Here is a 23,371-nt window from a genome sequence, read left to right as displayed (position 1 = left end):
CTCATCTACTTCCTGGCGGTACAAAACCTGTCTCACCGGGACCCGGCGGCGGGGGAGGACGGCCAAACAGCAGGCTTGTCGGTTGATCTTCCAGTTGGAGTAGCACCCGGTCGACACTGCGGGTGGTATTTTTGATACCTTCCGTTGCTTCCCGCAATGACCGCATGGTTTCGCCCAGCTCTACCGTGGCTACGGAAAGGCCATCGATGGCTCCTCCCTGCCGGTTCAGCCTCGATGTGATCTGGTTGAGGTCGACTACAAGCCGGTCAGCATTTTTCATTACGGAACTTGCATCGGCAGCGAGCCCCGGGATTGCCTTGAGCCCCGGCTCCAACTGGTTGAGAACCCTGGACAAACGGCCTGTCGCCTTTTCCGTATTTTCCAGTATATGCATGAATCGCGTCCGATTCTCGTCTTCGAGGAGGAGATTCATTCTTTCGATCAATACGTTGGCAGTGCCGAGCAGGTGCTGGCCCGAACTGGTGATGCTGTCGAATAACGAGGGGCGCAGGGGAATTTGTGCGGGTTCATCCGAATCAGTTTCCAGTTGTTCGGCCTCGCCGTCCTCATCATTCAGCTGCACGTATGCCAGACCCGTCAAACCCTGGTAACCCAGTTGGGCAAATGCATTTCGGGTCAAAGGCACGTTCTTGTCCACTGCGATCTGAACCAGAATCTTATGCGGGTTCTTTTTATCCAGCTTGATGTTCTCGACTTTACCGACTGTTACTCCCCGGTAACGCACTGTTGCCTGAGAATTCAGGCCTGAGACCGGAACCTCCGACACGAGCATGTATTTGGCGCGCATCATGGTGTCGCCCCCGAACCACATGACGGCAGCCGCCAGTGCCGTACTCAGAATAATTACGAATAAACCCGCTGCCAAGGCATGGGCACGGTTTTCCATAATCGCCCCCTTATAAGATGCTGCTGTTGTTTCTCAATGTTTTCCTGCCGCGCACGCCACAGAAAAAATTTGAAATGAAAGCGTGGTCAGTGTTTATTACCTCTCGCAGGGTTCCCAATGCCACCAGGCGCTTGTCGGCCAGCACCGCGACACGATCGGAAAGCGCAACCAGCGTGTCGAGGTCGTGAGTCGCCATGACAATCGTAAATGTCAGTTCGGATTGCATCGTCTTGATGAGCTTGACGAATCCCTCGCTCAGCTCCGGATCGAGTCCGGCCGTTGGCTCGTCCAGAAACAGGAGCTCCGGATCAAGCGCCATCGCACGCGCCAACGCAATACGTTTGATCATGCCGCCGGAAAGCTCGGCAGGCATCTTGTTTGCATGGACAGGCGCTATTTCCACCATTTCGAGCTTGAGCATCACGAGATCGCGAATCATGTCTTCGTCCAGCGTGCGCAGCTCGCGCATGGGCAGGGCGATATTGTCATAGACCGACAACGCGCTGAACAGCGCGCCTTTCTGGAACAGCACACCGCAGCGGTTTCGCATGTTCTGTGTCTGCTGGCGATTCCGGCCGCGCAACGGTTCTCCGAAAACCCGCACTGTGCCTTGTGCGGGTGTCTCGAGACCCAGGATCTGTCTCATGAGCGCTGTCTTGCCGCTACCGGAGCCCCCCACCAATGTCAATACTTCTCCATACTGCACACAAAGCCCAATATTTTCATGCACGACGTGGTTGCCGAACCGGGTGTATAGCCCCTCCACCTCGATAATGCAGTTATCTTTCGGCATCGACTCTCGCTTTACCTTAACCCCACATCCGAAAAAATCACGGCAAAAATGGCGTCGATAATAATTACCACGGTAATGGATGTGACCACCGAGTTCGTTGTGCCTTCGCCCAGACTTTCCGTATTGGATTTGATTCTCAAACCGAAGTGGCACGAAATCAAGGCGATTGCCATCCCGCATACAATCCCTTTGCCCAGGCCCAGCCACAAGTTGGAGACGGCGACCACATCCGGAAGCTTGCTCAAAAAAAACTTGTAGCCCAACCCGAGCTGGAACTCGGCAACGACCATTCCTCCTATCAATGCAACAGCACTTGTCCATAGCACAACGAGTGGCATCGCAAGACCAAGGGCGATCACTTTCGGCAGGATCAGCCGAAGACTGTGGGGAATACCCATGACCGTCAGCGCATCCAGCTCCTCGGTTACCCGCATCACACCCAATTGCGCAGTCATCGATGAACCGGAACGGCCGGCAACCAGGATGGCGGCAAGCATGGGTCCAAGCTCCCGGATAACGCTGACGCCAAGAATGTTGACGATGAAGATATCCGCTCCAAATATTTGCAGCTGCCGGGAAGAGAGATAGCTCAACACCACACCGATGAGAAATCCCACTAGCGCCGTGATACCGAGCGCCTGCGCTCCGGTCCGGTACAGATTTGCGGAAATTTCGCGCCACGGTATTCGCGAGGGGCGGCCTGCCAGATACTTTATTTCCAGTACCAGCTGGCCCATCAGAATCACGAGGCCGACCAGATGCTCCCACAACAGGAAAACTGCCTTTCCCAACACCATAATTGGCCACAGCCGATCCAGTGTTGCTTCAGAAGGAGGGGTCCACGTTTCTTCCAGGCGATCGAAAAGCCTTTCATGCTCAGGTCTTACAAACAGAAATCGGGGCCGCTGATTACCCCAGCCGCGCCACAGGAGAACAGCCCCTGCGTCATCCATCCGGGCTACCTGTGTAAGATCCCACCGCAGTTCCGGTTCGGTTGCGAACTGGGAAAGCTCCGTAGCAATCTGTTGAATTCGTTCGCCGATAGCAGTGAGGGTGCAATTCCCTTCAACCATCACGCACGGAATTCCCTCGGCGCCGGCAACGCGGCGCAATACCAACGGTGAATTGCTGCCCTGAATCTCCGGCATCATGATTATCCTCAGGAAACACTTGTCAGGATAAGCTTTTCCGCTCTTCCTGATATCAGCCTTTCCCGGTGTCGGTTACTTTATTCCTCTCGTGGCGCAGTCATTGTCCCTATAAAGTATAGCTGAACAGTTCCACTGCAATGCCATCCATTCTCCTAGTAAAACGCATTAAGGCTTTTGAGGCAAGCGAGGAGCGAGCAGAAACAGAAAGAGAAATGGTTAAGCTCATGGAAGAAAAAATGAATGAATGCGCGCCCAGCGAAAGCTTGAAGGGAAGCTGCGGTTTTTTCCGTTTTTGCCAGACGGCATGGCCAGATCGACCCACTATTTGCCGAAATTTCTTACACTCTTACATCTGAAAAACAGGGATGGACAGATAACCCTTTGTTTTAGAAATGACATCATAACTGGCACGGCATTTGCTTATTATATTGTTGACTCCCTTTTAATAACAGGTGTATTAACGTATCCCATGGCTTCCCAAGTCCCTGATCAACTTCGGGGGATGGGCGACAAGAAGCGCAAGAAGCGCAAGAAGCAAAATGGGCAGTAGCGCCTCCTCCTCGGCAGATTTCCCGAAGCTGAGCGATGGATAAATACAGAGGAGGGGAGCAGTAATAACAATAACTACGACAATAATAATAAATAGCAAATCAGGATCGGAGCAGTATCTTCTGACAATGAAATACGGCTCTGATTCTGATTATTTTTTCCTTATCTCCCCGGTTAGATAGATTCGTACGCAGCCATTTTCTTGCCGCCGAACGGTGGGTTTACCCTGTTCATGAAGGATGGGGTGGAGCAAAGCGCGGATCATCATTCGATATCTCTTCACTTCCATGTGCCGCAGCGATATCGCCAAATAACTTGATCTAATGGTGGCCGTGGAAATGTTCTGCCGCTGGACCCCCTGATGGGACATCTGGCTGCTCTGTGACGCGAATCTGGTAAGTGACATGGCAAGTGGAACACTTCATCATCGATTCGCTTAATTGCCGCAACGTATGTCGCGGGTCTTTCCGGGACTCGGCATCAGCGGCGATTTCGTCGAACGCCTTGTGCACGGACATGCCGAGCTGCATGAATTCCTTTGGCAGTACTGACTGGAGATGATTTTCTCCCTTATGCGCCATGCCCATACCCAGCGCGCGGGCATGCTCTGCTACCGCCACCATGTCTTCCTTGGAGAGGGCCTCGAGAATACGTTGAGTTCCTGATAGCAGGACGCGCATTTCCGTCAATATGTGATCGCGCTGAAGCTCATTCAGAGCGAGAACCTGACGCTTATCGATTTCACTGGCGGTTGCAGTAGCGGCTATAAAAGCCAGTAGAACAGTAAAAACAGCAAAAATCTTTTTCAACTTGATCTCCCGTCCGGTTCGGTTTCTACTCACTCACCTGTTATTGGCCATGATTCCTGCAATCAGCTTTTACCGGGATTATCGCTCTAATGCTGAGCTTGTCAACCGATAGCCACCCGAGATTCCTTACGTCAAGTTGTCGCTGACCTGTCGCGCGTACAGATCGTGTGCATCGGAGCGGGTAACTTCAACCTCAATAAAGTCACCCGGCTTTACGTTTTTTGCTTTGTTGATATAAACCAGGCCATCGATTTCCGGTGCGTCGGCAGTACTGCGGGCGATAGCCTTGTTTTTGTTTACATCGTCTATCAGTACGATCACCCGCTTGCCGATTTTGCGAGTGAGGCGCTCAGCACTGATTTTTTCCTGTGTTGCCATGAAGCGCGCCCGTCGCTCTTCTTTCACCTCTTCCGGCACAGGGTCGGGGAGCGTATTTGCCGCTGCGCCCTCGACAGGCGAATAGGCAAAGCATCCAACTCGGTCAAGTTGCGCTTCCTCAAGGAACTCCAGGAGTTGTTCGAACTCTGCCTCCGTCTCTCCGGGAAAACCGACAATGAAGGTACTGCGCAGCGTGATATACGGGCAGACTTCGCGCCATCGCCGAATGCGGGAAAGATTGTCTTCGGAGTTGGCGGGACGTTTCATCGCCTTCAAAATACGCGGGCTGGCATGCTGAAACGGCACATCGAGATACGGGAGAATTTTTCCCTCGGCCATGAGCGGAATCACTTCATCGACATGCGGGTAAGGGTAAACATAATGGAGGCGAACCCATACCCCTAACTCACCCAGAGCGCGCGCCAGTTCGGTCATCCGCGTTTTCAGCGGCCTGCCTTGCCAGAAACCGATGCGATATTTGACGTCTACTCCATAGGCGCTGGTATCCTGCGAAATGACGAGCAATTCCCTGACCCCTGCATTTACCAGGTTTTCTGCCTCCTCCATGACCTGATGGATGGGGCGGCTGACGAGGTCGCCGCGCATCGAAGGGATAATGCAGAAGGTACAACGGTGATTGCAGCCTTCGGAAATCTTCAGATAGGCGTAATGCCTGGGTGTCAGCTTTATGCCCTGTGGAGGAATGAGACTGGTATAGGGATCGTGCGGCTGTGGCAGATGCATGTGAACCGCTGCCATGACTTCGGGCAGGGCGTGAGGTCCTGTCACCGCCAGCACTTGCGGATGAGCTTGTTTGACTACATCCCCGCCTTCTTTTGCTCCCAGACAGCCAGTGACGATCACCTTGCCGTTTTCCGCCAGCGCCTCGCCGATAGCGTCGAGTGACTCTTCTACCGCGCTATCGATAAAACCGCAGGTATTGACGACTACAAGGTCCGCATCCTCATAGGTAGAAGAAGTTTCATAGCCTTCGGCACGCAGTTGGGTAAGGATCTGCTCGGAGTCCACCAAGGCTTTCGGGCAACCGAGGGAGACAAAGCCGATACGGGGAGCCTGCTGTTTCAGAGATGCCATTTGATTTGTAATATTGCTTTCCTCAAGGGAAAGTCAGAGTGAGAAGAATGATGTATTTTTGCAGAGACAAAATATCTGGCTCAGGATTCCCCGGAAGGTTGGGAATGCTCTTCAGGATTTTTGAGGAGGAGAAGGGCTTGAGCAAATGAAGCTCACGCATGATGGGCAAACAGATTTCCGGCTAACCAGATCGAACTGATGCCGAGCGTGATGAGGGCGACCTGCTTGATGGTCGCGTCGATTTCCGGGCGCTTGTGCAGGCCGGGTATGAGATCCGACATCGCCACGTAAATCATGGCGGCGGCTGCAAGACCCAGCAGCGACGGAATCAGGTGCCTCATATCCTGCAGCATGAAGTAGGCCGCCATGCTCCCAACCAGGGTGGCCCCGCTGGACAACAGATTGAAAAGCAGTGCCTGTTTCCGGGTATAGCCTGAATTGAGCAGTATCAGAAAATCGCTGGCTTCCTGGGGAATTTCATGGGCGATGATGGCAATGGCGGTGACAATGCCCAACTGTATGTCGGCCATGAAGGCGGCAGCAATCAGTATGCCATCGACGAAATTGTGAAATGTGTCGCCCAGCATGATCATCATGCCGCTGCGGCCGTGATCGTGCTGAGGTGTTCCGGCAGCGATTACGCTGCGGGCAGGATCATGAACTTCACATTCTTCCGAATGGCAGTGACGCCACAATACCAGTTTTTCCAGAATGAAGAATAGCAGGATGCCGAACAGCACCGTGGCTGTCATTTGTCCCGGGTTTTTCGAAAGTTCAAGCGCCTCTGGTAGTGCGTTGAGAAAAGCGGCTCCCAATAGCGCCCCGATGGCATACGAGATCAACATCTGAACCCAGGAGGCGCGCGTGTTGAGCGTCAGCACGGCAGCGAACAATACGCTGAGGATGCCCCCGAACAGGCTGGTGACGATGATCCAGGCAAAGGTCGACATCGATACTATTGAGACACTCGCGGGAAAAGGCGCGATTATACGCTGTTGCGCTCAAATTACGGTGACGGCGCAAGTGGAGCCGCCCGCAAGACCATTCCATTCGGCATATTGTCGCCGTTATTGCTGCTGTTGCTGTACCGGCCGATTCATACCAGCCAGATCAGGGCGGCCATGCGCCCTGTGCTGCCATCGCGCCGATAAGAGAAATATCTTGCGGGATCGCTGAAAGTACATTCCCCTCCGCCGTATACCTCGGTAATACCGGCATTCTTCAACTGCTGCCGCGCCAGCAGGAAAAGGTCGGCATACCATTTTCCCTTATGGGGACCCGGGCGGAAGGCGAGGGCGGCTTCTTCATCGCGCCGGGTAAAAGCCAGGCGCACTTCCTCCCCGACCTCGAAATGTTCTGGACCGATTGCCGGACCGAGCCAGGCCATAAGAGAAGCTGGGTCTGTTCCCATTGCAGAGATAGCCTGTTCCACGATTCCTCCGGCCAATCCGCGCCACCCGCCATGAAGCGCGCCCACTGTGGTTCCTTCCTGGTCGCATAACAGTATGGGCAGACAGTCGGCTACAAGAATCGCGCAGACGTGACCGGAGCGCTGGCTGAACGCAGCGTCGCCGCAGGAGGGGGACGTACAATCATTGCGGTCGATACCGATTGTGCTCGTGCCGTGCACCTGGTTCAGCCACCGAGGTTCGGCGGGTAAAAATCGCCGTAGCAGGGCGCGGTTTTGTTCGACCGTTCCCGTGTCGTCGCCCACATGGCCACCCAGGTTAAGGCTGGCATAAGGGGTATGACTCACTCCACCGTTACGTGTAGTGAACAACGCCTTTACATTGGACGGGGCAGGCCAGTCGGGAGTGATCCAGTCGTTCATTTGGTCATGGCTGGAATTGCATGAGATTCTTTATCACGCGCTTTCTGAAGCATCAGCAGCAGGTTGCTCATGTCTTCCGGCAATGGCGCTTCCCATCCCATTCTCTGGCCGTTCTGCGGATGCGTCAATTCCAGCCTGTGGGCATGCAACGCCTGTCGGGGAAAAGCAGCCAACTGCATCGTCGCACTGCTGCCCTTTTTTGCTTTCCCGCCATACAACGGATCTCCCACCAGGGGATAACCAAGAGATTGCATGTGCACCCGTATCTGATGGGTGCGCCCTGTCTCCAGGCTGCACCGGAGCAACGTGCAATCGGTGAATTGCTCCAATACCTCGTAACGTGTGCGTGCTTCCTTGCCACTCGCGACTACTGCCATTCTGGTCCGCTGTACCGGATGGCGGCCAACCGGTGCATCAACCCATCCGTGGGAGGAAATACTGCCCCAGACCAGCGCCAGATAATCCCGCTTGACCGTGCGCTCTTGCAACTGGCGCACCAGGCTGGTTTGAGCTTCCAGGGTTTTTGCCACTACCAGGAGACCGCTGGTTTCCTTATCCAGCCGATGAACGATACCGGAGCGCGGTATGCCGCTTAATGGCGGGGAATGGTGCAGCAATGCATTGAGCAGGGTGCCCTGCCAGTTTCCGCTGCCGGGATGGACCACGAGCCCTGCGGGCTTATTGTTAATAATGATAGCGTTATCTTCATGGACAATATCCAGTGCAATGGCTTCCGGCGCGTGCGCCGTTTCAGCAGAATCACGTGCGGGATAGAGCTCGATCTTTTCCCCACCCCACACTTTCTGACGGGGGATGCTGCATGCGCCATCCACGCTTACCCTCTTTTCCAAAATCCATGATTGCAGCCGACTGCGAGACCACTCGGACAATAGTTGCGCCAGGGCCTGATCCAGCCGGAGGCCGGCGCAATGGTCGGGAATGATCAGTTCCACAACCCCCCCGAGCGGCTCGGGCGTCGGATGCGCTGGTTCGGGCACTATAGGCTTTGCGCTATAATGGTTATTCCTTTTTCCTGGCGCCGAACTCATCATGTTACGTAGTGTAGCTTTATTTTTCGTATTGCTGCTATCGGCATGCAGTCTGCTCCCCAAGGAAGCGCAGGACACCAAGGCCTGGTCGGCGAGTAAATACTATACCGAGGCAAAGTCGGAATTGAACGACGGCAATTACGCTTCCGCCATCAAACTGTTCGAAGCGCTGGAAGCGCGCTACCCTTACGGGCGCTATGCGCAGCAGGCGCAGTTGGAAATCGGCTATGCGCATTACAAGGATGGCGAGCAGGCGCTGGCGATTGCAGCTGCCGATCGTTTCATCAAGCTTCATCCAAACCATCCCAATGTGGATTATGCGTATTACCTGAAGGGCCTGGCAAATTTCAACGATGACCTGGGGTTGATGGGCATCGTCACGGAAAAAATTCTCAACCAGGACATGAGCGAGCGCGATCCCAAGGCATCGCACGAATCATTTGAAAATTTCAAGGAGCTGGTGAACCGTTTTCCCAAGAGCAAGTACGCGCCGGATGCAGTGCAACGCATGAAGCATCTGGTCAACGTCGTAGCGCTGAATGAAATACAGGTGGCCCGCTACTATATGAAACGGGGAGGGTATGTTGCCGCAGCCAACCGCGCCCAATATGCAGTGAAGGAATATCCGCAGACACCGGCCACGGAAGAGGCCTTGTTCATCATGGTGAAGGCCTACGATGCCTTGGGCATGACTGATTTGCGCGATGATGCGGACCGGGTCATGAGAAAAAACTTTCCAAACAGCCGTTTCCTGTCCGACTCGACGGGGGCCAGCGGCGAGCCCTGGTGGAAATTCTGGTGATGCCGGCAATCAAGGTGGAGATTGCCGGCAACCAAGCTGGAGATGGAATCGCAGTCATCATCCTGATTTTGATGGCTGCGCACTCTGCGAGTGCTTGTTCAGCGTTTCCTTGATGTAGTGCAACAACTTACCTTTGTGTCGTTCCTTTTATTTGTTCGAGCACGATCTGATCCAGCGCACTAGAAGTGCTCTTTGCCGTACAGCTTCCAGTTCCGCTGGCGGCTTGGGTGCCTAGAACATCTGCGGCAATGTTACATACGGTGGCAGCTACGGAAACAGGTGCCTGTACAGTGACTGGGATCTGACTGACATCAACATTGATGTTTTTCGCAATATTGTTCGCGACGTTTCTGATGTCCACACTGATCAAGCCAGATTGCGCTTGAGCAATTGTACTTGGCCCCATACTGAACAGTACAGCTGCGCCGATTCCTGCTAATACCGTTTTTACAGTCTTCATGATAAATCTCCTTTTCCCTCTCTTATATATAAAGATTTCTTAGCTATTCAAAAATCATAGCCAGGGATGCGAATTCCAGGGCTTTTTTAGGTATAGCACCTCATACCCGGAGCGCAAGAGAACAATTCGAAATTATTTAGGCTAGGACGCCAGGGGACCGAGCGCTGATCCCTCCAGTATCGATTCCTCGCTCGTTACCTCATCCTGCAGGCGAATGGCAATGACATCGCATTTCGCATGATGGAGAACGCTGTTTGCTGTCGATCCCAGCAGTAGTGCAAGGCCGTGGCGTCCGTGCGAGCCGACAACAATGAGGTCGACCTGTTCCTGCTCTGCTACGCGAACTATTTCCTGTGCGGGCACGCCCCATACCAGCCAGCGCTGCCGGACGTCCACTCCCAAACGGTCAGCCACCTGTTCCAGCTTCTTTTTTTCCGCTTCCAGCAACTCGTAAGCTGAATATTCCTCGAGGGGGACAATGGTTCCATAAGCCATGTCAGGCATGGGAATGTTATCCAGCACATGAATGATGCTGAGCTTTGCCTGAAATGTTTCCGCCAGATACCTTGCTTTTCGGATAACGTGATTTCCGTGCTCCGAAAAGTCCACTGCCAGCAGAATATGTCTGTAGCTACCGATCATTTTCTTTATTCATATTCGCAGGCCGAACTTACCAAATATTGATCTCCGAGTCATCTCCGATGATGCTATTCCTGATAAGGCCCAAGATTACATTACCTCAATTTCTGAACAGTGACAAACTCCGCAGGCAAGCTGATTCCAGCCTATGGCTTCACCGCGCACCCGGAGAGTCGTAAGCAAGCGGTGGTGAAGATTTCTGGGGAGCGTCGAGCATCGTTTTCAACACTTTCCAGACATTTTCCACGATTTTTTCCTGAGCCCGAGCGGTGGGATGTATCCCATCTGCCTGAAAAAATTCGCGTTTATTACCAAAGCCATCCAGGAGGAACGGCACGAGTTTGATGTCGTGGCGTTTGGCGAGCTGAGGGTAAATATCCTGAAACTTTTGAGTATATGTTATGCCATAATTTGGCGGCAATTGCATTCCGGCCAACAGTACAGTGGCATTGTTCCGCTTGCAGGCTTCAATGATGGCTTCGAGATTGTCCCGGATGGATCCGATGGACGCCCCTCTCAGCCCGTCATTACCTCCCAACTCGACAATGACGATGTCAGGACGATGGGTCTTGAGCGCTTTCTCGATCCGGTTGCGTCCTCCCCATGCGGTTTCGCCACTGATGCTGTTATTGATCAGATATGTCTGTGATTGTGTTTGCAGCCGGTTCTTGAGCAGATTGACCCAGCCTGCATCCGGAGGCAAGCCATACCCGGCAGATAAACTGTCGCCGAATACCATAACGGTCGTGGTACCGGAAGTGGGTGCAGGCGCTGGCCCCACGGTTGCGCCCGAAGTGGGGGTAAAGAATGCTGATACCAGATAGAGAATAACCAGGAAATTTTTCATGACAGATAATGTTGTAGTACGGCCCATCGTGCAGGCGATTGGATTGACCAAGCAAGTGAATACCGGCGACGAACAACTCACCATTCTGGAGAACATCAATTTAAGCGTTAATGCTGGCGATTCCGTCGCCGTAGTAGGAGCGTCGGGTTCAGGAAAGTCGACATTGCTGGGGCTGTTAGCAGGATTAGATACGCCTTCGAGCGGTAAGGTTCACCTTGATGGCGAGGATATTTTTCTGTTGGACGAGGATGCGCGTGCGGCACTTCGCGGACGCATGCTGGGATTTGTCTTCCAGTCATTTCAACTGTTGCCGGCGCTCACTGCGATCGAAAACGTGATGTTGCCCCTGGAGCTTGCAAAAATGCCGGATGCAGGCAGCGCATCGTGCGAATTGCTTGAACGAGTGGGGCTTGGACAGCGTCTAAAGCATTATCCGCGTCAACTCTCAGGAGGAGAGCAGCAGCGCGTCGCCATTGCGCGCGCCTTTGTTACCCAGCCTCAACTGGTATTGGCGGATGAACCGACAGGCAACCTTGATTCCGCGACAGGCGCCCAAATCATAGAGCTCATGTTTGAATTGAACCGCGAGCGGGGGACAACGCTCATTCTGGTAACACACGATGAAGCCATTTCCAGCCGCTGTGCAGGGAGAATACGGCTTGCCGGAGGAAAAATCGTGGATTGAAGAAGCGAGAAGTATCTCACCGTGCGCGGAATTGATAAGACGGTGCTTCCCGCTGTACTTCTTGGTATGCTCCTCTCCCTTTCTTGATCATAATTCGATCGCATTCGGTTAAGTCTCACTGATGGAAGCTATTTCTGAAATAAAAACGGCTGCTCCTGTCCGGCGCCTGAGAGTCATAATCCTTGGTCTTATACTCGCACTCCTGATAGCAGGTGCCTGGGTGTGGCGTAGCCCGAGTGGAGCGACCGATGCAAAGAAGAAGACTTCTGAACCCACGCCGGTAATAACGGCGGTCATCAGCCAACGGAATGTACCGGTGCAACTCGCTGCCAACGGTACCGTGTCTGCGCAGCAGACGGTGGCCGTGCGGCCCCAGCTGAGCGCAATGATCAGCGCAGTGCATATCAGGGAAGGCCAATTCGTTCGAAGGGGCGAGCCGCTTTTCACGCTTGACGCGCGCACCGAGGATGCCAATGTACGCAGAACCGAGGGGCAACTGGCAAAGTCACGCGCCGACCTGAGAAATGCGGAACGTAATCTTGAACGCCAGCGGGAACTGTTCCGGCAGGATTTTATTTCGCAGGCGGCCCTGGATGTGGCGGAGAATCAGGTGGATGCGCTGCGCGCCCAGCTTACAGTCGATGAAGCTACGGCTCAGGCGAATCGGATCGCGCGCGGTTTCAGTGAAATCACTGCCCCGATTTCTGGCCGTTCCGGCGCCATTTCGGTATACCAGGGCAGCCTGGTGCAGCCCAATGATGCTTTGGTGAGCATTACCCAGATCGATCCGATCAACGTCAGCTTCACTTTGCCGGAACGCGAGTTCATACCTTTGCAGCAGGCTTTTGCGAAAGGCGAGGTGCCGGTAATGGTGGAGTTGAATGGGCCACAAAAACAGACGAGAACCGGCCGTCTGATATTTATCGATAATGCCGTCGATACGGCAAGCGGCACAATTCGTCTCAAGGCAGAGTTTCCCAATGCGGACAGGCACCTGTGGCCAGGCATGTTTGTCATGGTGTCGCTCGCGCCGCAGACTCTGGCCCATGTTCTGACGGTGCCGGTGCAGGCCGTGCAGAACGGACCGGAAGGGAAATTCCTGTATGTACTGGACGAAACCGGAAAGGTAAAGCCTTTCCCGGTCGATGTGCGCTTGGTACAGGAAGGGTTTGCGGTAGTAGAGGGAAAGGCCATTATTTCCGGGATGCATGTGGTCGCGGAGGGGGCGCAGAATCTCCGTCCGGGCAGCGCCGTAACGGAGGCGAGTTCCATCAAGACCGGTGCCGGGCCAGCGGGTAGAAACCCCGGATGAGCAAATTCTTTTGGCAGGGCAGGTCTGCAACCCGCATTAAGTCAGCGCGATGAATCTCTCGGAACTGTGCATTCGCCGCCCGATCATGACGGTGCTGCTATCAGCCTCGGCTATTCTCGCCGGCATTGTGGCTTACGGTAATCTGCCTATTGCTGCACTTCCCAGTTATGACTCGCCCACCATTTCGGTGACAGCGGTATTGCCGGGCGCCAGTCCCGAGACAATGGCTTCCTCTGTAGCCACGCAACTGGAGCGGCAATTCTCGACGATCTCCGGTCTTTCGGTAATCAGTTCCACAAGCACGCTTGGCAATACCGCGATTACGCTGGAATTCGACCAGAGACGGGATATCGACAGCGCGGCAATTGACGTACAGGCGGCCTTGCTGCGAGCCGAGCGCGCTCTCCCGATCGAGATGACGTCGCCACCCTCGTATCGCAAGATCAATCCTGCGGATTCGCCCATTATCTTTCTTGCACTGACATCGCCTTCAATGTCGCTGTCGGAGCTGAACAGTCTTGCCGAAGACCTGATTGCTCCCACCTTGTCAACGCTGTCGGGCGTTGCGCAGGTCCAGATCAACGGCCAGAAAAAATATGCCGTACGTATCCATGTCAATGCGGAAGCACTTGCTGTCCGCAATCTGACTCTGGACGATATCGCCACTGCGCTGGGCACCGCCAACGCCAACACGCCGATAGGCACTCTCGAGGGTCCGCGCCAGACGCTTACCATTCAGGCCAACCGCCAGCTCGGAAATGCGGCTGCCTTCGCGGATCTGATCGTGGCGACCTCTGATGCAGGCAATCCCGTACGTCTTTCGGAAGTGGCGCAGGTTGAAGACAGCGTGCAGTCGGTCAAGACCGCGAGCTGGGTCAATGGCGAGCGGGCAATAACCTTGTCGGTGCAGCGCCAGCCGGGTGCGAATACGGTGGCGACCGTGGATGCCATAAAAGCCATCCTGCCGGCGTTGGTCGCGCAAATGCCTTCATCGGTGCAGCTCAAGCTAATCAGCGACCGCTCGGTTTCGATCCGCGACTCGATTCATGATGTGCAGGTGACGCTGGCGGTAACGATCGTACTCGTTCTGCTTGTGATTTTCCTGTTCCTGCGCAAGGCTTCCGCTACGCTGATTCCGGCGCTGTCGCTGCCGATCTCGCTGCTTGGAACCGTAGCAATGATGTATCTGCTCGATTACAGCCTGGACAATATTTCGCTGCTGGCAATCACGCTCGCGGTCGGCCTGGTGGTGGATGATGCCATCGTAATGCTGGAGAATATCGTTCGCCATATCGAGAGGGGTATGCCGCCCTTGCAGGCAGCTCTGGTGGGGTCGAAGGAGGTTAGTTTTACCATCATGTCGATTTCTCTCTCGCTGGTGGCCGTTTTCATTCCGATTTTCTTCATGCCGGGGGTAATCGGCCTGCTTTTTCACGAGTTTGCAGGGGTAGTGGGAATTGCCGTCATGATGTCGGCGCTTGTCTCTCTCACGCTGGTGCCGGTGATGACAAGCCGGTATATCGTCCAGCACGAGTCCGAGAGCAGAAGCCTGAAATGGACCGCCTGGTTCGAGCGTGGGTTCATTCGTACCCTGGGGGTCTATGAACGCGTCCTTGATCTCGCGTTGCTTCATCGCCGTACCGTGCTCGGCATTGCCATGGGCACCTTCATTGCCACGGCAGGCTTGTTCGTGGTCTTGCCCAAAGGTTTTTTCCCCACGGAGGATATCGGGCAGGCGCTGATCACGGTGGATGCGGTTGAAGATATTTCCTTTCCAGCCATGACGGAATTGTTGCAGCGAACGGGGGAAATCATGCGCGCCAATCCGGCTGTTGACACACTCATCGTCAATGCGACAGAAAGCAATAGCGCCCGGTTGTTCATGACCTTGAAGCCGCGGAGCGAACGTCCCTCTCTCAACAAGGTAATGGAAGATTTGCGGCGCGAGGTGAGTACCATTCCCGGTGTCAACGTTTTCATCAATCCCATGCAGAATCTCAGGCTGGGAGGGCGCACCAGCAAGAGCCGTTATCAGTATGTCATGCGCAGTGTGCGTGCGGAGGAGCTGCGCGCTGCGGCGGAGGGTCTGATGGCGCGCATGCGTGTAGATCCGATATTCCGCGATGTCACCAGCGATTCCCAATTGAAGGGCCTGCAGGCGCAACTCAATATCAATCGCGACAAGGTCAATCTCCTGGGCGTGCAGATGTCCGATATCCGTTCTCTGCTGTACAGCGCGTTTGGTGAACGCCAGGTGTCGACGATCTATACTTCCAGCGACAGTTATGCGGTTATCCTGCAGGTAGCCCCGGAGGACCGCGCTGACGAGAGTGCGTTCGATAAAATCTACCTGCGCGGCAAGAACGGTATGCTGGTACCGCTCTCCAGTGTCGCATCGGTTGAACGCCAGGTGGGACCCCTTGCGATCAACCACTCCGGCCAGCTCGAGTCGTTGACCATCTCATTCAATCTCGCGCCCGGGGCCGCGCTGGGGGAAGCCTCTGCCCGAATAGAGAAGTTCAAGCGCGAACTGAATGTGCCCGCCAGCATTCTCACGAGCTATGCGGGCGATGCGGCGGCATTCCAGTCTTCACAGGCAAGCCAGGTGATACTCATCATCGGGGCGTTGCTGGTCATCTATGTTTTGCTGGGCGTGTTGTATGAAAGCTATATCCATCCCCTTACGATACTTTCAGGGTTGCCATCGGCTGCGGTGGGAGCCTTGGGAATGCTATGGCTGTTCAATATGGAACTCTCGATCATCGCCATGATCGGCATCCTTATGCTGATCGGCATAGTCAAAAAGAATGCGATCATGATGATCGATTTCGCGCTCGACGCCCAGCGCAATGAAGGGATGATGCCGCAGGAGGCGATCAGGACTGCGTGCCTGCTGCGTTTCCGGCCAATCATGATGACCACCCTTGCAGCCCTGATGGGCGCGCTTCCCATCGCCCTGGGGTTGGGAGCCGGGGCGGAATTGCGCCAACCGCTGGGTCTCGCCGTGGTAGGGGGACTACTGTTTTCTCAGGTGATCACCTTGTTCATCACACCGGTGATCTATCTCTATCTGGACAAATATTCCGGCAAAGGACCATTGAAGCTCGAGACGGGGGATGTGGTGGGACAGCAGGCGTAGATCGTACCCATCTCTCCTGATCCATGCGGCTAGATCAAGTAATCAATGCAAGAATCAATGGGGTCAGACTCGATTGATTCTGCCTTGCAAAGGACCGAAAGTACGAAAACTATTAAATGATGCCAAAACAACCGTTTTGACAGTTACGGGAATCAATCGAGTCTGACCCCATTGATTCCCACTACGAGGAACGCCGCTGCGGCATTTGGCCTGTTCTGCCGAAGAGATGGGAATGAACCTCGTTGTATCGGAACAGACCGACTAGGCACTTGTAAAAATCAAACGATTAAAGAGCGTTTTTGTTTTTCTAAGCCACCCCACGATACTCTTGGGAATCAACACGCTCTCCACATAAGTAGAAAATTACTTTCCTATTCTTCCAGGAAATTCCAACCATTACACCGGGTTGGTTCGTGTTGGGAATTACTTGTCGAGTTGTCATGATGGATGGTCCGAGTCCTTCAACTACTAATTGTATCGTTCTGTCTGGGTACTTAGTCGTTCTCACCTTCAGGTTGCCCTGAGCACAGAGGCCGAAATCATAAGTGTTGGCGTTTTGCCTCCAGTCGGGGTGGGGGTGATCAACGCTAAGATCACTGTCCCCTCTGGCGGTAACGTTGGCGGGGCGCAATCGAAGTCGAAGCCATCGATATAAGCAGGTAAACGAAAGTTTTTCGGTTCCGTTGAGGTCACGACGGGCACACGTCTTTTTCGAACAAAACCTTCATCGCGCTCAAGTTGCGCGAGCGTTCTTTCTCCTACCTCCAATACCAGTTCCGCATCAGAGGATAATACCCGGATCAGCATCGGTTGATTGGCTAGAATCGTTCTAGTAAGTTCAACTAGATGTGGTGCGACCCCATCATCTTCGTGGGCTGACCCCATTTGCTCTGCGACTGACCGAATCAGGCTCTCATGCGTATACCCCTCTCCGGCAACTACGAGAGCCTCACACTCTTTGATGATTCCCTTAAGAGAATACCGCCGCGGAGGTACCCGTGGGTCCCCCTCCCCAGCCCGGACTACAGGTACAAAGGAGAACCGTAGACCCACCGTAAGCGGGTGGTCGCGATTCAAGTTGCAGGAGAGATGGACGTGTACGTCGTCCTCCATCTTGATTTCGTCAAGAATTCGCCAGAGGAGCCCTTCCGTCCCGCTGGATTTGCATGCAAGCACGCGCAATTCGGCCGCCAGTGGTTTGAGGTATGCGTCGTCGCCTGCGACCAGTTTCGCTAGCGATTCGCGCAAGAGGTGAAGATGATCGTCAAGGTCACGCAATTTGCGAGCCGGCGTCTTGCTTAGTCGGTTCTTACGGTTCATTGAAGGTGTTCACAGAGGGTTAACGTAAAGTAGACGACAAAAACAACAGATTGATCTAGATAGTGTAGTCACGAGATGTTGAGCCAGAGGGCGATGCATCTGATCTGGATGGCAGCAAGGAATGATGTACTGTTTTTGGCGTATCGGGTTGCAATGCCTCGCCAGCGTTTCAGGTGGAGAAAGGCGTTTTCCACCAGATGGCGGAGTTTGTAGAGATTCTCATCATACGGCCTTTGCCTTGTCCGGTTTTTCCTGGGTGGAATGACAGGTTTCATGCCCTGCTTCATGGCCTGCTCGATGATCGCATCGCTGTCGTAGCCACGATCTGCAATCAGGCATTCGGCAACTATCCCTTCCATCAGGCAGCCAGTTGCATGCAATCCGCTGTGGGACCTTGTGTAACAAGGACTCTGACCGGCATACCATGCGCATCCACGGCCAGATGTATCCTGGTGTTGAGCCCCCTTTTGTGCGACCCATGTCCTGATTCCCTCCTCTGGCTCCAGCAGCGTGCGGGTGAACCTTGCAATGGCTGGCGTCAATCATCAGCCACTCGTAATCCGGCTCGTCAATCAGAATCTCCAGTAACTTCTCCCAAACACCCTTGTCCCGCCAACGTATGAAACGGCGGTGCGTGTTGCCCCACCCTCCGTAATCCGGCGGAAGATCCCGCCACCCCGCAGGAGGGCGAACCGGTCATCGTGAAGAACTATCCCAATTCATTCCTCAAAATCCGAATTGAAGCAGGTGCTCGACGAAAAAGGATCGAGGAATTGACCATCGTCGGTGCGATGTCATATGTGCATCGACGCAACGACCCGCGCCGCTTCGGACTTGGGTTACAAGACAACTGTCGTTCACGATGCATGCGGCACGCGGGATCTTGAGTTCCGTGGGCAGACGGTGCCGGCAGCACAGGTCCATGCCACTCTCATGTCTGCACTGGCGTTCGCCTACGCCACGATCGTGACGACGGACGAGTATCTCGCCAAATAAGCCTTTTCACGGCAAGGAAGCTTGCCAAGGCAAATCATTCGCAGACGAACGGGCCTTATGACTTCGACGTATGTTCGATTGTTGCCTTTGGCGTGACTTCTTTGTCGCCAAGCTTTAGCGGTGTACGACCATTGGTGTTGGGGTTTTCAATCAAGAAACCCGAAATCCGCCAAGTTGATTTTGTGTTTTTTCAGTTTGGCGTAAACCGCACGTAATGTTATTTCACCTTCATCCCAGGACGTGCGCCTTCATCGGGAGAAAGCAGATAAGGGCCGTCACCGTCTCCTGCGGCCAGCACCATTCCCTCGGATATACCGAACTTCATCTTGCGCGGCGCGAGATTGGCAACCATGACCGTCAGGCGTCCCTTGAGTTGCGCGGGATCATAGGCTGATTTTATGCCTGCAAATACTGTTCGGTGTTCCGAAGCGATATCCAGGGTGAGCTTGAGCAGCTTGTCGGCACCCGCCACATGCTCCGCATCGAGGATTTTTGCGACCCTGAGATCGACTTTGCCGAAATCCTCGATGGAGATGGGTGACGCACCTGCTTGGCCTGCTTCTCCTGCTTTTGCAGGCGCAGGCGGGGCGGAAGAATTTTTTTCCATGGTTTTTACGGCTTGTGCAGCCTGCTGTGATTTTGCAGGCACCAGGCTTTCCTTGTTTGCATTGGTAAGCACTTCGATCTGTTTCGGATCGACCCGGGTCATCAGGTGCTCGTAATCGTTGATCCGATGTCCCTCCGGCAATAATCTGTGCTGCGAATTCGCATCCTTCCATGTAAGAGGGTCTAATTCCAGGAACTGCTCCGCTTCCATCGCAAGCTTCGGCAGCACGGGTTTCAGGTACACCGTCAGCATCCGGAACATATTCAGCGCGACGCTGCATACTTCATGCAGTTCCCTGTCATTCCTGCTGTCTTTCGCCAATACCCAGGGTTTCATCCGATCCACATACTGGTTGGCCACATCCGCCGCCGACATGATTTCCTTGATCGCTTTGCTGAACTCCCTGCGCTCATAGAAATTTGCAATGGACATATGACGGCCGAGGAAAGTATCTCCCTCCCCCAGTTCGCAAAAAAGAAACTGGTTGAACCATTTCCGGCTTGTTTCAGAAATGTTGTGTGTAAGCTTGCCACCGAATTTTTTGATGATGAACCCTGCGCATCTGCTGGCGATGTTGACATACTTCCCCACCAGATCGCTGTTCACGCGCGCGACAAAATCCTCGAAATTGAGATCGATATCCTCCATGCTGTCGTTGAGCTTGGCAGCGTAGTAATAGCGCAACCATTCCGGATTCAGACCTTGCTTCAGATAGCTCTCGGCTGTGATGAAAGTCCCCCGGGATTTGGACATTTTCTGGCCGTTGACGGTGAGAAACCCGTGAGCATAGATCTGAGTGGGGGTGCGATATCCCGAGAATTCCAGCATCGCCGGCCAGAACAGGGCGTGAAAGTAGAGAATATCCTTCCCTATGAAATGCACCATTTCTGTATTGCCGCCAGGACGCAGGAATTCGTCGATCTCGGCCTGGGTTCGCTGGTTCTGCTTGAAGTAATTCTTGAAACTGCCGAAATAGCCGACTGGCGCATCCAGCCACACATAGAAAAATTTCTTTCCGCCGGTATGTGGAATAGGGAAGCCAAAATAAGGCGCATCACGCGAAATATCCCAATCCACGAGGCCGGCTGAAAGCCACTCGTTCATTTTATTGGCAGCTTCAGATTGAAGTCGGGGCCTCGTTTCTAAAGCAATGCCAGACTGAGCCGGAATCGATTCAAATATCCAGTTTTTGAGAAAAGTTTGGCAACGTATATCCGAAAGCTTGAAAAAGTAGTGATTCGAAGCGCGGCGCTCCGGCTTGGCGCCGGAGACGGCAGAGTAGGGATCGATGAGGTCAATGGGCGAATAGGTGGCTCCGCAAACCTCACAGGAATCTCCATACTGGTCGCCGGCATGACACCTGGGGCATTCGCCCTTGATATACCGATCCGGCAGAAACATCTGCTTGACCGGATCATAAAACTGTTCCACCGAACGTTTGGCAATCAGATCTCTTGCCCTGAGCTGGCGGTAGATATCTTCACAAAACACCTGATTCTCGGGCGAATCGGTAGTGTAATAGTGGTCGAAACCAACATGGAAACCATCGAAATCCGCCTTATGCTCGTGCCATACGCGGTCTATCAGTTGCCGTGGAGTGATGCCTTCCTGTTCTGCGCGAAGCATGATCGGCGTGCCATGCGCGTCGTCCGCGCAAACATAATGCACCTCGTGCTCTTGCATTTTCTGGAAACGAACCCAGATGTCAGTCTGTATATACTCCACCAGATGGCCGAGATGGATGCTGCCGTTGGCATAGGGCAGGGCCGAGGTGACGAGGATTTTCCGTTTGTTCATCAAGCGATTAAGAAAGGGATTCGAAAAGATACAAAATGACAATTGTAACAAACTGTGAGGCTTGCGGTCTCTGGGGCTGACGAAAAGGATTTCTCAGTGTCCTGATTCATTTCTGTCTACCTTTCACCAGCGGCCCTTGGCAGATTGTTCCGAGAACCGCCCGGCTGATAAGATGAATTGAGTGAACCGGGTAAATGGCGTTCGAGAGTGGAGCGGCAATTTCCTCTCTGGAGAGGGGCGAGTACTTCATCCTCATCGGCAGGAGTTCGCGAACCCTGGATATTTGTTAATATTCGAGTCATCAGTGGGCCCAGATCAAAGGAGTTTAAAAAATGGCTATCACAGAACAGCAGATATTGGCCGCACTCGGGGAAATTACCGATCTCACCACGGGCAAGGATTATGTAAGCACCAACGAGGCGCGCAATGTCGTCATCGAGGGCAATAATGTATCGCTTGATATCGTGCTCGGTTATCCGGCAAAAAGCGTGAGGGCGAATATTCGCGCCCAGGTGATCGAGAAGCTCAAAGCCATTCCCGGAGTTGGCAACGTAAATGCGAATGTCTCAAGCAGGATCGTTTCCCACGCGGTGCAGGGCGGTGTAAAACTCATTCCCGGGGTCAAGAATATCATTGCTGTGGCCTCGGGCAAGGGTGGGGTAGGCAAGTCTGCCACGGCAGTCAATCTTGCGCTGGCGCTGGCTGCCGAAGGCGCTTCTGTCGGGATACTGGATGCGGATATCTATGGTCCCTCGCAACCGCAAATGCTGGGCATTACGGGCAGGCCCGATTCTCCCGATGGCAAGACCATCGAACCGATGAGGGCACATGGCATTCAGGCCATGTCCATCGGGCTTCTGATCGATGCGGAAACGCCGATGGTATGGCGCGGCCCCATGGTTACCCAGGCACTGCAGCAATTGCTGACCGATACCCGGTGGGAAGAGGTGGATTATCTCATTGTGGACATGCCGCCGGGAACGGGCGATATCCAGTTGACACTTGCGCAGAAGGTGCCGGTGACGGGAGCCGTCATTGTTACGACGCCTCAGGACATTGCGTTGCTCGATGCGCGCAAGGGCTTGAGGATGTTCCAGAAGGTAGGGATTCCCATAATTGGCATCATCGAAAATATGAGCACGCACATTTGTTCAAACTGCGGGCATGAGGAGCATATTTTTGGCGCAGGCGGCGCGGAAAAAATGTGCAGGGATTACGATGTGGAATTGTTGGGAGCGCTGCCCCTCGATATAAAAATTCGCGAACATACCGATTCCGGCAGTCCGACAGTCGTTGCAGAGCCTGACGGGCGAATAGCGGAAATTTATCGCAGTATCGCACGGCGCCTCGCCGTGAAGATCGACGAATTGTCACTGGACCATTCCGCGCTGTTCGCCAGGATCGTGGTTGAGGATACCTGATCCCCCGAAACGGAAGGATTGGCATCTGGAAGGGGAGCGGGACTGTCTTGCCTGCCTGCTCTCCGGTTTTCCGCTTGTACATTCTATTCACCTCGCATTCCTTCTTTCAACATGACAATCAAGTCGGATAAGTGGATTCGCCGCATGGCCATGGAGCACGGCATGATTGAACCGTTCGAGCCGAACCAGGTCAAGCATGCTCCTGACGGGCATAAGATCGTTTCATACGGCACTTCGAGTTATGGGTACGACATTCGCTGCTCGGATGAATTCAAGTTGTTCACCAATATCAACTCCGCCATCGTGGATCCCAAAAATTTCGATTCCAACTCCTTTATTGACGTGAAAAGCAACGTCTGTCTTATTCCGCCTAATTCCTTTGCGCTTGCGCGCACGGTTGAATACTTTCGCATCCCGAGAAATGTGCTGACCATTTGCCTCGGAAAATCTACTTATGCCCGTTGCGGCATTATCGTCAACGTCACTCCCTTTGAGCCGGAATGGGAAGGCTTCGTTACGCTGGAGTTTTCCAATACCACGCCTCTTCCCGCAAAGATTTACGCAAACGAGGGTGTGGCCCAGGTAATCTTTTTCGAATCCGACGAGGTCTGCGAAACCTCTTACAAGGACAGGGGAGGGAAATACCAGGGCCAGTATGGAGTTACACTGCCAAAAATCTGAACGTCATACGTTCTTCTCTTTGCGAAAATTGCTCACCTTGCTTACCTGCGCAAGTTTCGGGCAGCGGGACTGAACACCTGAATATTGATGAGCATTGTCATGT

General features: G+C 53.8%; 21 protein-coding genes and 1 pseudogene. 8 read left to right on the top strand and 14 right to left on the bottom strand.

Annotated features, from left to right (window positions below; all coding sequences use genetic code 11):
- Position 1: 1 nt before the first annotated feature.
- The 3 genes from C8R21_RS10015 to C8R21_RS10005 are packed head-to-tail and all read right to left on the bottom strand — an operon-like array spanning position 2 to position 2,848.
- The gene (locus C8R21_RS10015) at positions 2 to 907 is read right to left on the bottom strand and encodes an MlaD family protein (protein WP_107762558.1); all 906 of its coding nucleotides are present in this window, start codon (positions 905 to 907) and stop codon (positions 2 to 4) included.
- A gap of 10 nt (positions 908 to 917) precedes the next feature.
- The gene (locus C8R21_RS10010; RefSeq protein WP_107762557.1) at positions 918 to 1,700 is read right to left on the bottom strand and encodes an ABC transporter ATP-binding protein; all 783 of its coding nucleotides are present in this window, start codon (positions 1,698 to 1,700) and stop codon (positions 918 to 920) included.
- Positions 1,701 to 1,711: 11 nt separating this feature from the next.
- Complete coding sequence (locus tag C8R21_RS10005) at positions 1,712 to 2,848, bottom strand: MlaE family ABC transporter permease (RefSeq protein ID WP_107762580.1); 1,137 nt, start codon at positions 2,846 to 2,848, stop codon at positions 1,712 to 1,714.
- Between the two features lie 247 nt (positions 2,849 to 3,095).
- Here C8R21_RS10005 and C8R21_RS10000 point away from each other — a divergent pair, with 247 nt between their 5' ends.
- Positions 3,096 to 3,401 carry a hypothetical protein gene (locus C8R21_RS10000; protein WP_107762556.1) on the top strand — a complete coding sequence of 102 codons (306 nt, stop codon included), beginning with the start codon at positions 3,096 to 3,098 and terminating at the stop codon, positions 3,399 to 3,401.
- A gap of 319 nt (positions 3,402 to 3,720) precedes the next feature.
- Here C8R21_RS10000 and C8R21_RS09995 read toward each other — a convergent pair whose 3' ends face one another.
- The 5 genes from C8R21_RS09995 to rluD all read right to left on the bottom strand — a co-directional run bounded on the left by C8R21_RS09995 (position 3,721) and on the right by rluD (position 8,466).
- Entirely contained in the window at positions 3,721 to 4,209 is a 489-nt protein-coding gene (locus C8R21_RS09995) for a hypothetical protein (protein WP_074973156.1), read from the bottom strand.
- Between the two features lie 126 nt (positions 4,210 to 4,335).
- Entirely contained in the window at positions 4,336 to 5,682 is a 1,347-nt protein-coding gene (gene rimO, locus C8R21_RS09990) for a 30S ribosomal protein S12 methylthiotransferase RimO (protein ID WP_107762555.1), read from the bottom strand.
- 152 nt (positions 5,683 to 5,834) lie between these two features.
- Positions 5,835 to 6,632 (bottom strand): ZIP family metal transporter, encoded by a 798-nt coding sequence (locus C8R21_RS09985; protein WP_074973152.1) that lies wholly within the window; start codon positions 6,630 to 6,632, stop codon positions 5,835 to 5,837.
- A 146-nt stretch (positions 6,633 to 6,778) separates the two neighbouring features.
- The gene (gene pgeF / locus C8R21_RS09980; RefSeq protein ID WP_107762554.1) at positions 6,779 to 7,513 is read right to left on the bottom strand and encodes a peptidoglycan editing factor PgeF; all 735 of its coding nucleotides are present in this window, start codon (positions 7,511 to 7,513) and stop codon (positions 6,779 to 6,781) included.
- Positions 7,510 to 8,466 carry a 23S rRNA pseudouridine(1911/1915/1917) synthase RluD gene (gene rluD / locus C8R21_RS09975; RefSeq protein ID WP_107762579.1) on the bottom strand — a complete coding sequence of 319 codons (957 nt, stop codon included), beginning with the start codon at positions 8,464 to 8,466 and terminating at the stop codon, positions 7,510 to 7,512. Before rluD ends, pgeF begins: the two co-directional genes overlap by 4 nt.
- Positions 8,467 to 8,563: 97 nt before the next feature.
- On the opposite strand from rluD, the gene C8R21_RS09970 reads away from it, so the two are divergent.
- Positions 8,564 to 9,364 carry an outer membrane protein assembly factor BamD gene (locus tag C8R21_RS09970; protein WP_107762553.1) on the top strand — a complete coding sequence of 267 codons (801 nt, stop codon included), beginning with the start codon at positions 8,564 to 8,566 and terminating at the stop codon, positions 9,362 to 9,364.
- A 127-nt stretch (positions 9,365 to 9,491) separates the two neighbouring features.
- On the opposite strand, the gene C8R21_RS09965 is transcribed toward C8R21_RS09970, so the two are convergent.
- The 3 genes from C8R21_RS09965 to C8R21_RS09955 all read right to left on the bottom strand — a co-directional run bounded on the left by C8R21_RS09965 (position 9,492) and on the right by C8R21_RS09955 (position 11,310).
- Positions 9,492 to 9,824 (bottom strand): hypothetical protein, encoded by a 333-nt coding sequence (locus tag C8R21_RS09965; protein WP_107762552.1) that lies wholly within the window; start codon positions 9,822 to 9,824, stop codon positions 9,492 to 9,494.
- A 141-nt stretch (positions 9,825 to 9,965) separates the two neighbouring features.
- Positions 9,966 to 10,466: a universal stress protein gene (locus C8R21_RS09960; protein WP_107762551.1), complete on the bottom strand. Its 501-nt coding sequence runs from the start codon at positions 10,464 to 10,466 to the stop codon at positions 9,966 to 9,968.
- Positions 10,467 to 10,617: 151 nt separating this feature from the next.
- On the bottom strand, positions 10,618 to 11,310 hold the full coding sequence (locus C8R21_RS09955) for an arylesterase (RefSeq protein ID WP_258192344.1): 693 nt from the start codon (positions 11,308 to 11,310) through the stop codon (positions 10,618 to 10,620).
- Between C8R21_RS09955 and C8R21_RS09950 the strand changes: the two genes are divergently transcribed.
- The 3 genes from C8R21_RS09950 to C8R21_RS09940 all read left to right on the top strand — a co-directional run bounded on the left by C8R21_RS09950 (position 11,309) and on the right by C8R21_RS09940 (position 16,446).
- Complete coding sequence (locus tag C8R21_RS09950) at positions 11,309 to 11,995, top strand: ABC transporter ATP-binding protein (RefSeq protein ID WP_107762550.1); 687 nt, start codon at positions 11,309 to 11,311, stop codon at positions 11,993 to 11,995. The genes C8R21_RS09955 and C8R21_RS09950 overlap by 2 nt on opposite strands.
- A 121-nt stretch (positions 11,996 to 12,116) precedes the next feature.
- Entirely contained in the window at positions 12,117 to 13,307 is a 1,191-nt protein-coding gene (locus C8R21_RS09945) for an efflux RND transporter periplasmic adaptor subunit (protein ID WP_258192343.1), read from the top strand.
- 49 nt (positions 13,308 to 13,356) lie between these two features.
- Complete coding sequence (locus C8R21_RS09940) at positions 13,357 to 16,446, top strand: efflux RND transporter permease subunit (protein ID WP_107762549.1); 3,090 nt, start codon at positions 13,357 to 13,359, stop codon at positions 16,444 to 16,446.
- 510 nt (positions 16,447 to 16,956) lie between these two features.
- Here the strand turns inward: C8R21_RS09940 and C8R21_RS09935 are convergent.
- Both C8R21_RS09935 and C8R21_RS09930 read right to left on the bottom strand, forming a co-directional pair.
- On the bottom strand, positions 16,957 to 17,766 hold the full coding sequence (locus C8R21_RS09935) for a hypothetical protein (RefSeq protein ID WP_107762548.1): 810 nt from the start codon (positions 17,764 to 17,766) through the stop codon (positions 16,957 to 16,959).
- A 68-nt stretch (positions 17,767 to 17,834) separates the two neighbouring features.
- Positions 17,835 to 18,459, bottom strand: a pseudogene (locus C8R21_RS09930) (IS5 family transposase); the annotation flags it as partial.
- A 93-nt stretch (positions 18,460 to 18,552) separates the two neighbouring features.
- Between C8R21_RS09930 and C8R21_RS09925 the strand changes: the two are divergent.
- On the top strand, positions 18,553 to 18,762 hold the full coding sequence (locus C8R21_RS09925; RefSeq protein WP_258192342.1) for an isochorismatase family protein: 210 nt from the start codon (positions 18,553 to 18,555) through the stop codon (positions 18,760 to 18,762).
- A 217-nt stretch (positions 18,763 to 18,979) separates the two neighbouring features.
- On the opposite strand, the gene metG is transcribed toward C8R21_RS09925, so the two are convergent.
- The gene (gene metG / locus C8R21_RS09920) at positions 18,980 to 21,166 is read right to left on the bottom strand and encodes a methionine--tRNA ligase (protein ID WP_107762547.1); all 2,187 of its coding nucleotides are present in this window, start codon (positions 21,164 to 21,166) and stop codon (positions 18,980 to 18,982) included.
- A 332-nt stretch (positions 21,167 to 21,498) separates the two neighbouring features.
- Between metG and apbC the strand changes: the two genes are divergently transcribed.
- Positions 21,499 to 22,587, top strand: coding sequence for an iron-sulfur cluster carrier protein ApbC (gene apbC, locus C8R21_RS09915; protein ID WP_107762546.1), 1,089 nt, complete (start codon positions 21,499 to 21,501; stop codon positions 22,585 to 22,587).
- 111 nt (positions 22,588 to 22,698) lie between these two features.
- Positions 22,699 to 23,268 (top strand): dCTP deaminase, encoded by a 570-nt coding sequence (gene dcd / locus C8R21_RS09910; RefSeq protein ID WP_074973256.1) that lies wholly within the window; start codon positions 22,699 to 22,701, stop codon positions 23,266 to 23,268.
- Positions 23,269 to 23,371 lie beyond the last annotated feature (103 nt).

Origin of the sequence: Nitrosospira multiformis (assembly GCF_003050865.1) — a bacterium.
GTDB classification, from domain to species: Bacteria; Pseudomonadota; Gammaproteobacteria; order Burkholderiales; family Nitrosomonadaceae; genus Nitrosospira; species Nitrosospira multiformis_E.
The sequence above is the reverse complement of the archived record's forward strand: the minus strand, read 5'-3'. Positions and strand labels throughout refer to the sequence as shown.

Excerpts from the sequence above, each read along its gene's own strand:
- C8R21_RS10015 (WP_107762558.1), bottom strand. The coding sequence starts at position 907 with ATGGAAAACCGTGCCCATGCCTTGGCAGCGGGTTTATTCGTAATTATT.
- C8R21_RS10010 (WP_107762557.1), bottom strand. The coding sequence starts at position 1,700 with ATGCCGAAAGATAACTGCATTATCGAGGTGGAGGGGCTATACACCCGG.
- C8R21_RS10005 (WP_107762580.1), bottom strand. The coding sequence starts at position 2,848 with ATGCCGGAGATTCAGGGCAGCAATTCACCGTTGGTATTGCGCCGCGTT.
- C8R21_RS10000 (WP_107762556.1), top strand. The coding sequence starts at position 3,096 with ATGCGCGCCCAGCGAAAGCTTGAAGGGAAGCTGCGGTTTTTTCCGTTT.
- rimO (WP_107762555.1), bottom strand. The coding sequence starts at position 5,682 with ATGGCATCTCTGAAACAGCAGGCTCCCCGTATCGGCTTTGTCTCCCTC.
- C8R21_RS09985 (WP_074973152.1), bottom strand. The coding sequence starts at position 6,632 with ATGTCGACCTTTGCCTGGATCATCGTCACCAGCCTGTTCGGGGGCATC.
- pgeF (WP_107762554.1), bottom strand. The coding sequence starts at position 7,513 with ATGAACGACTGGATCACTCCCGACTGGCCTGCCCCGTCCAATGTAAAG.
- C8R21_RS09970 (WP_107762553.1), top strand. The coding sequence starts at position 8,564 with ATGTTACGTAGTGTAGCTTTATTTTTCGTATTGCTGCTATCGGCATGC.
- C8R21_RS09965 (WP_107762552.1), bottom strand. The coding sequence starts at position 9,824 with ATGAAGACTGTAAAAACGGTATTAGCAGGAATCGGCGCAGCTGTACTG.
- C8R21_RS09960 (WP_107762551.1), bottom strand. The coding sequence starts at position 10,466 with ATGATCGGTAGCTACAGACATATTCTGCTGGCAGTGGACTTTTCGGAG.
- C8R21_RS09950 (WP_107762550.1), top strand. The coding sequence starts at position 11,309 with ATGACAGATAATGTTGTAGTACGGCCCATCGTGCAGGCGATTGGATTG.
- C8R21_RS09955 (WP_258192344.1), bottom strand. The coding sequence starts at position 11,310 with ATGAAAAATTTCCTGGTTATTCTCTATCTGGTATCAGCATTCTTTACC.
- C8R21_RS09945 (WP_258192343.1), top strand. The coding sequence starts at position 12,117 with ATGGAAGCTATTTCTGAAATAAAAACGGCTGCTCCTGTCCGGCGCCTG.
- C8R21_RS09940 (WP_107762549.1), top strand. The coding sequence starts at position 13,357 with ATGAATCTCTCGGAACTGTGCATTCGCCGCCCGATCATGACGGTGCTG.
- C8R21_RS09935 (WP_107762548.1), bottom strand. The coding sequence starts at position 17,766 with ATGAACCGTAAGAACCGACTAAGCAAGACGCCGGCTCGCAAATTGCGT.
- metG (WP_107762547.1), bottom strand. The coding sequence starts at position 21,166 with ATGAACAAACGGAAAATCCTCGTCACCTCGGCCCTGCCCTATGCCAAC.
- apbC (WP_107762546.1), top strand. The coding sequence starts at position 21,499 with ATGGCTATCACAGAACAGCAGATATTGGCCGCACTCGGGGAAATTACC.
- dcd (WP_074973256.1), top strand. The coding sequence starts at position 22,699 with ATGACAATCAAGTCGGATAAGTGGATTCGCCGCATGGCCATGGAGCAC.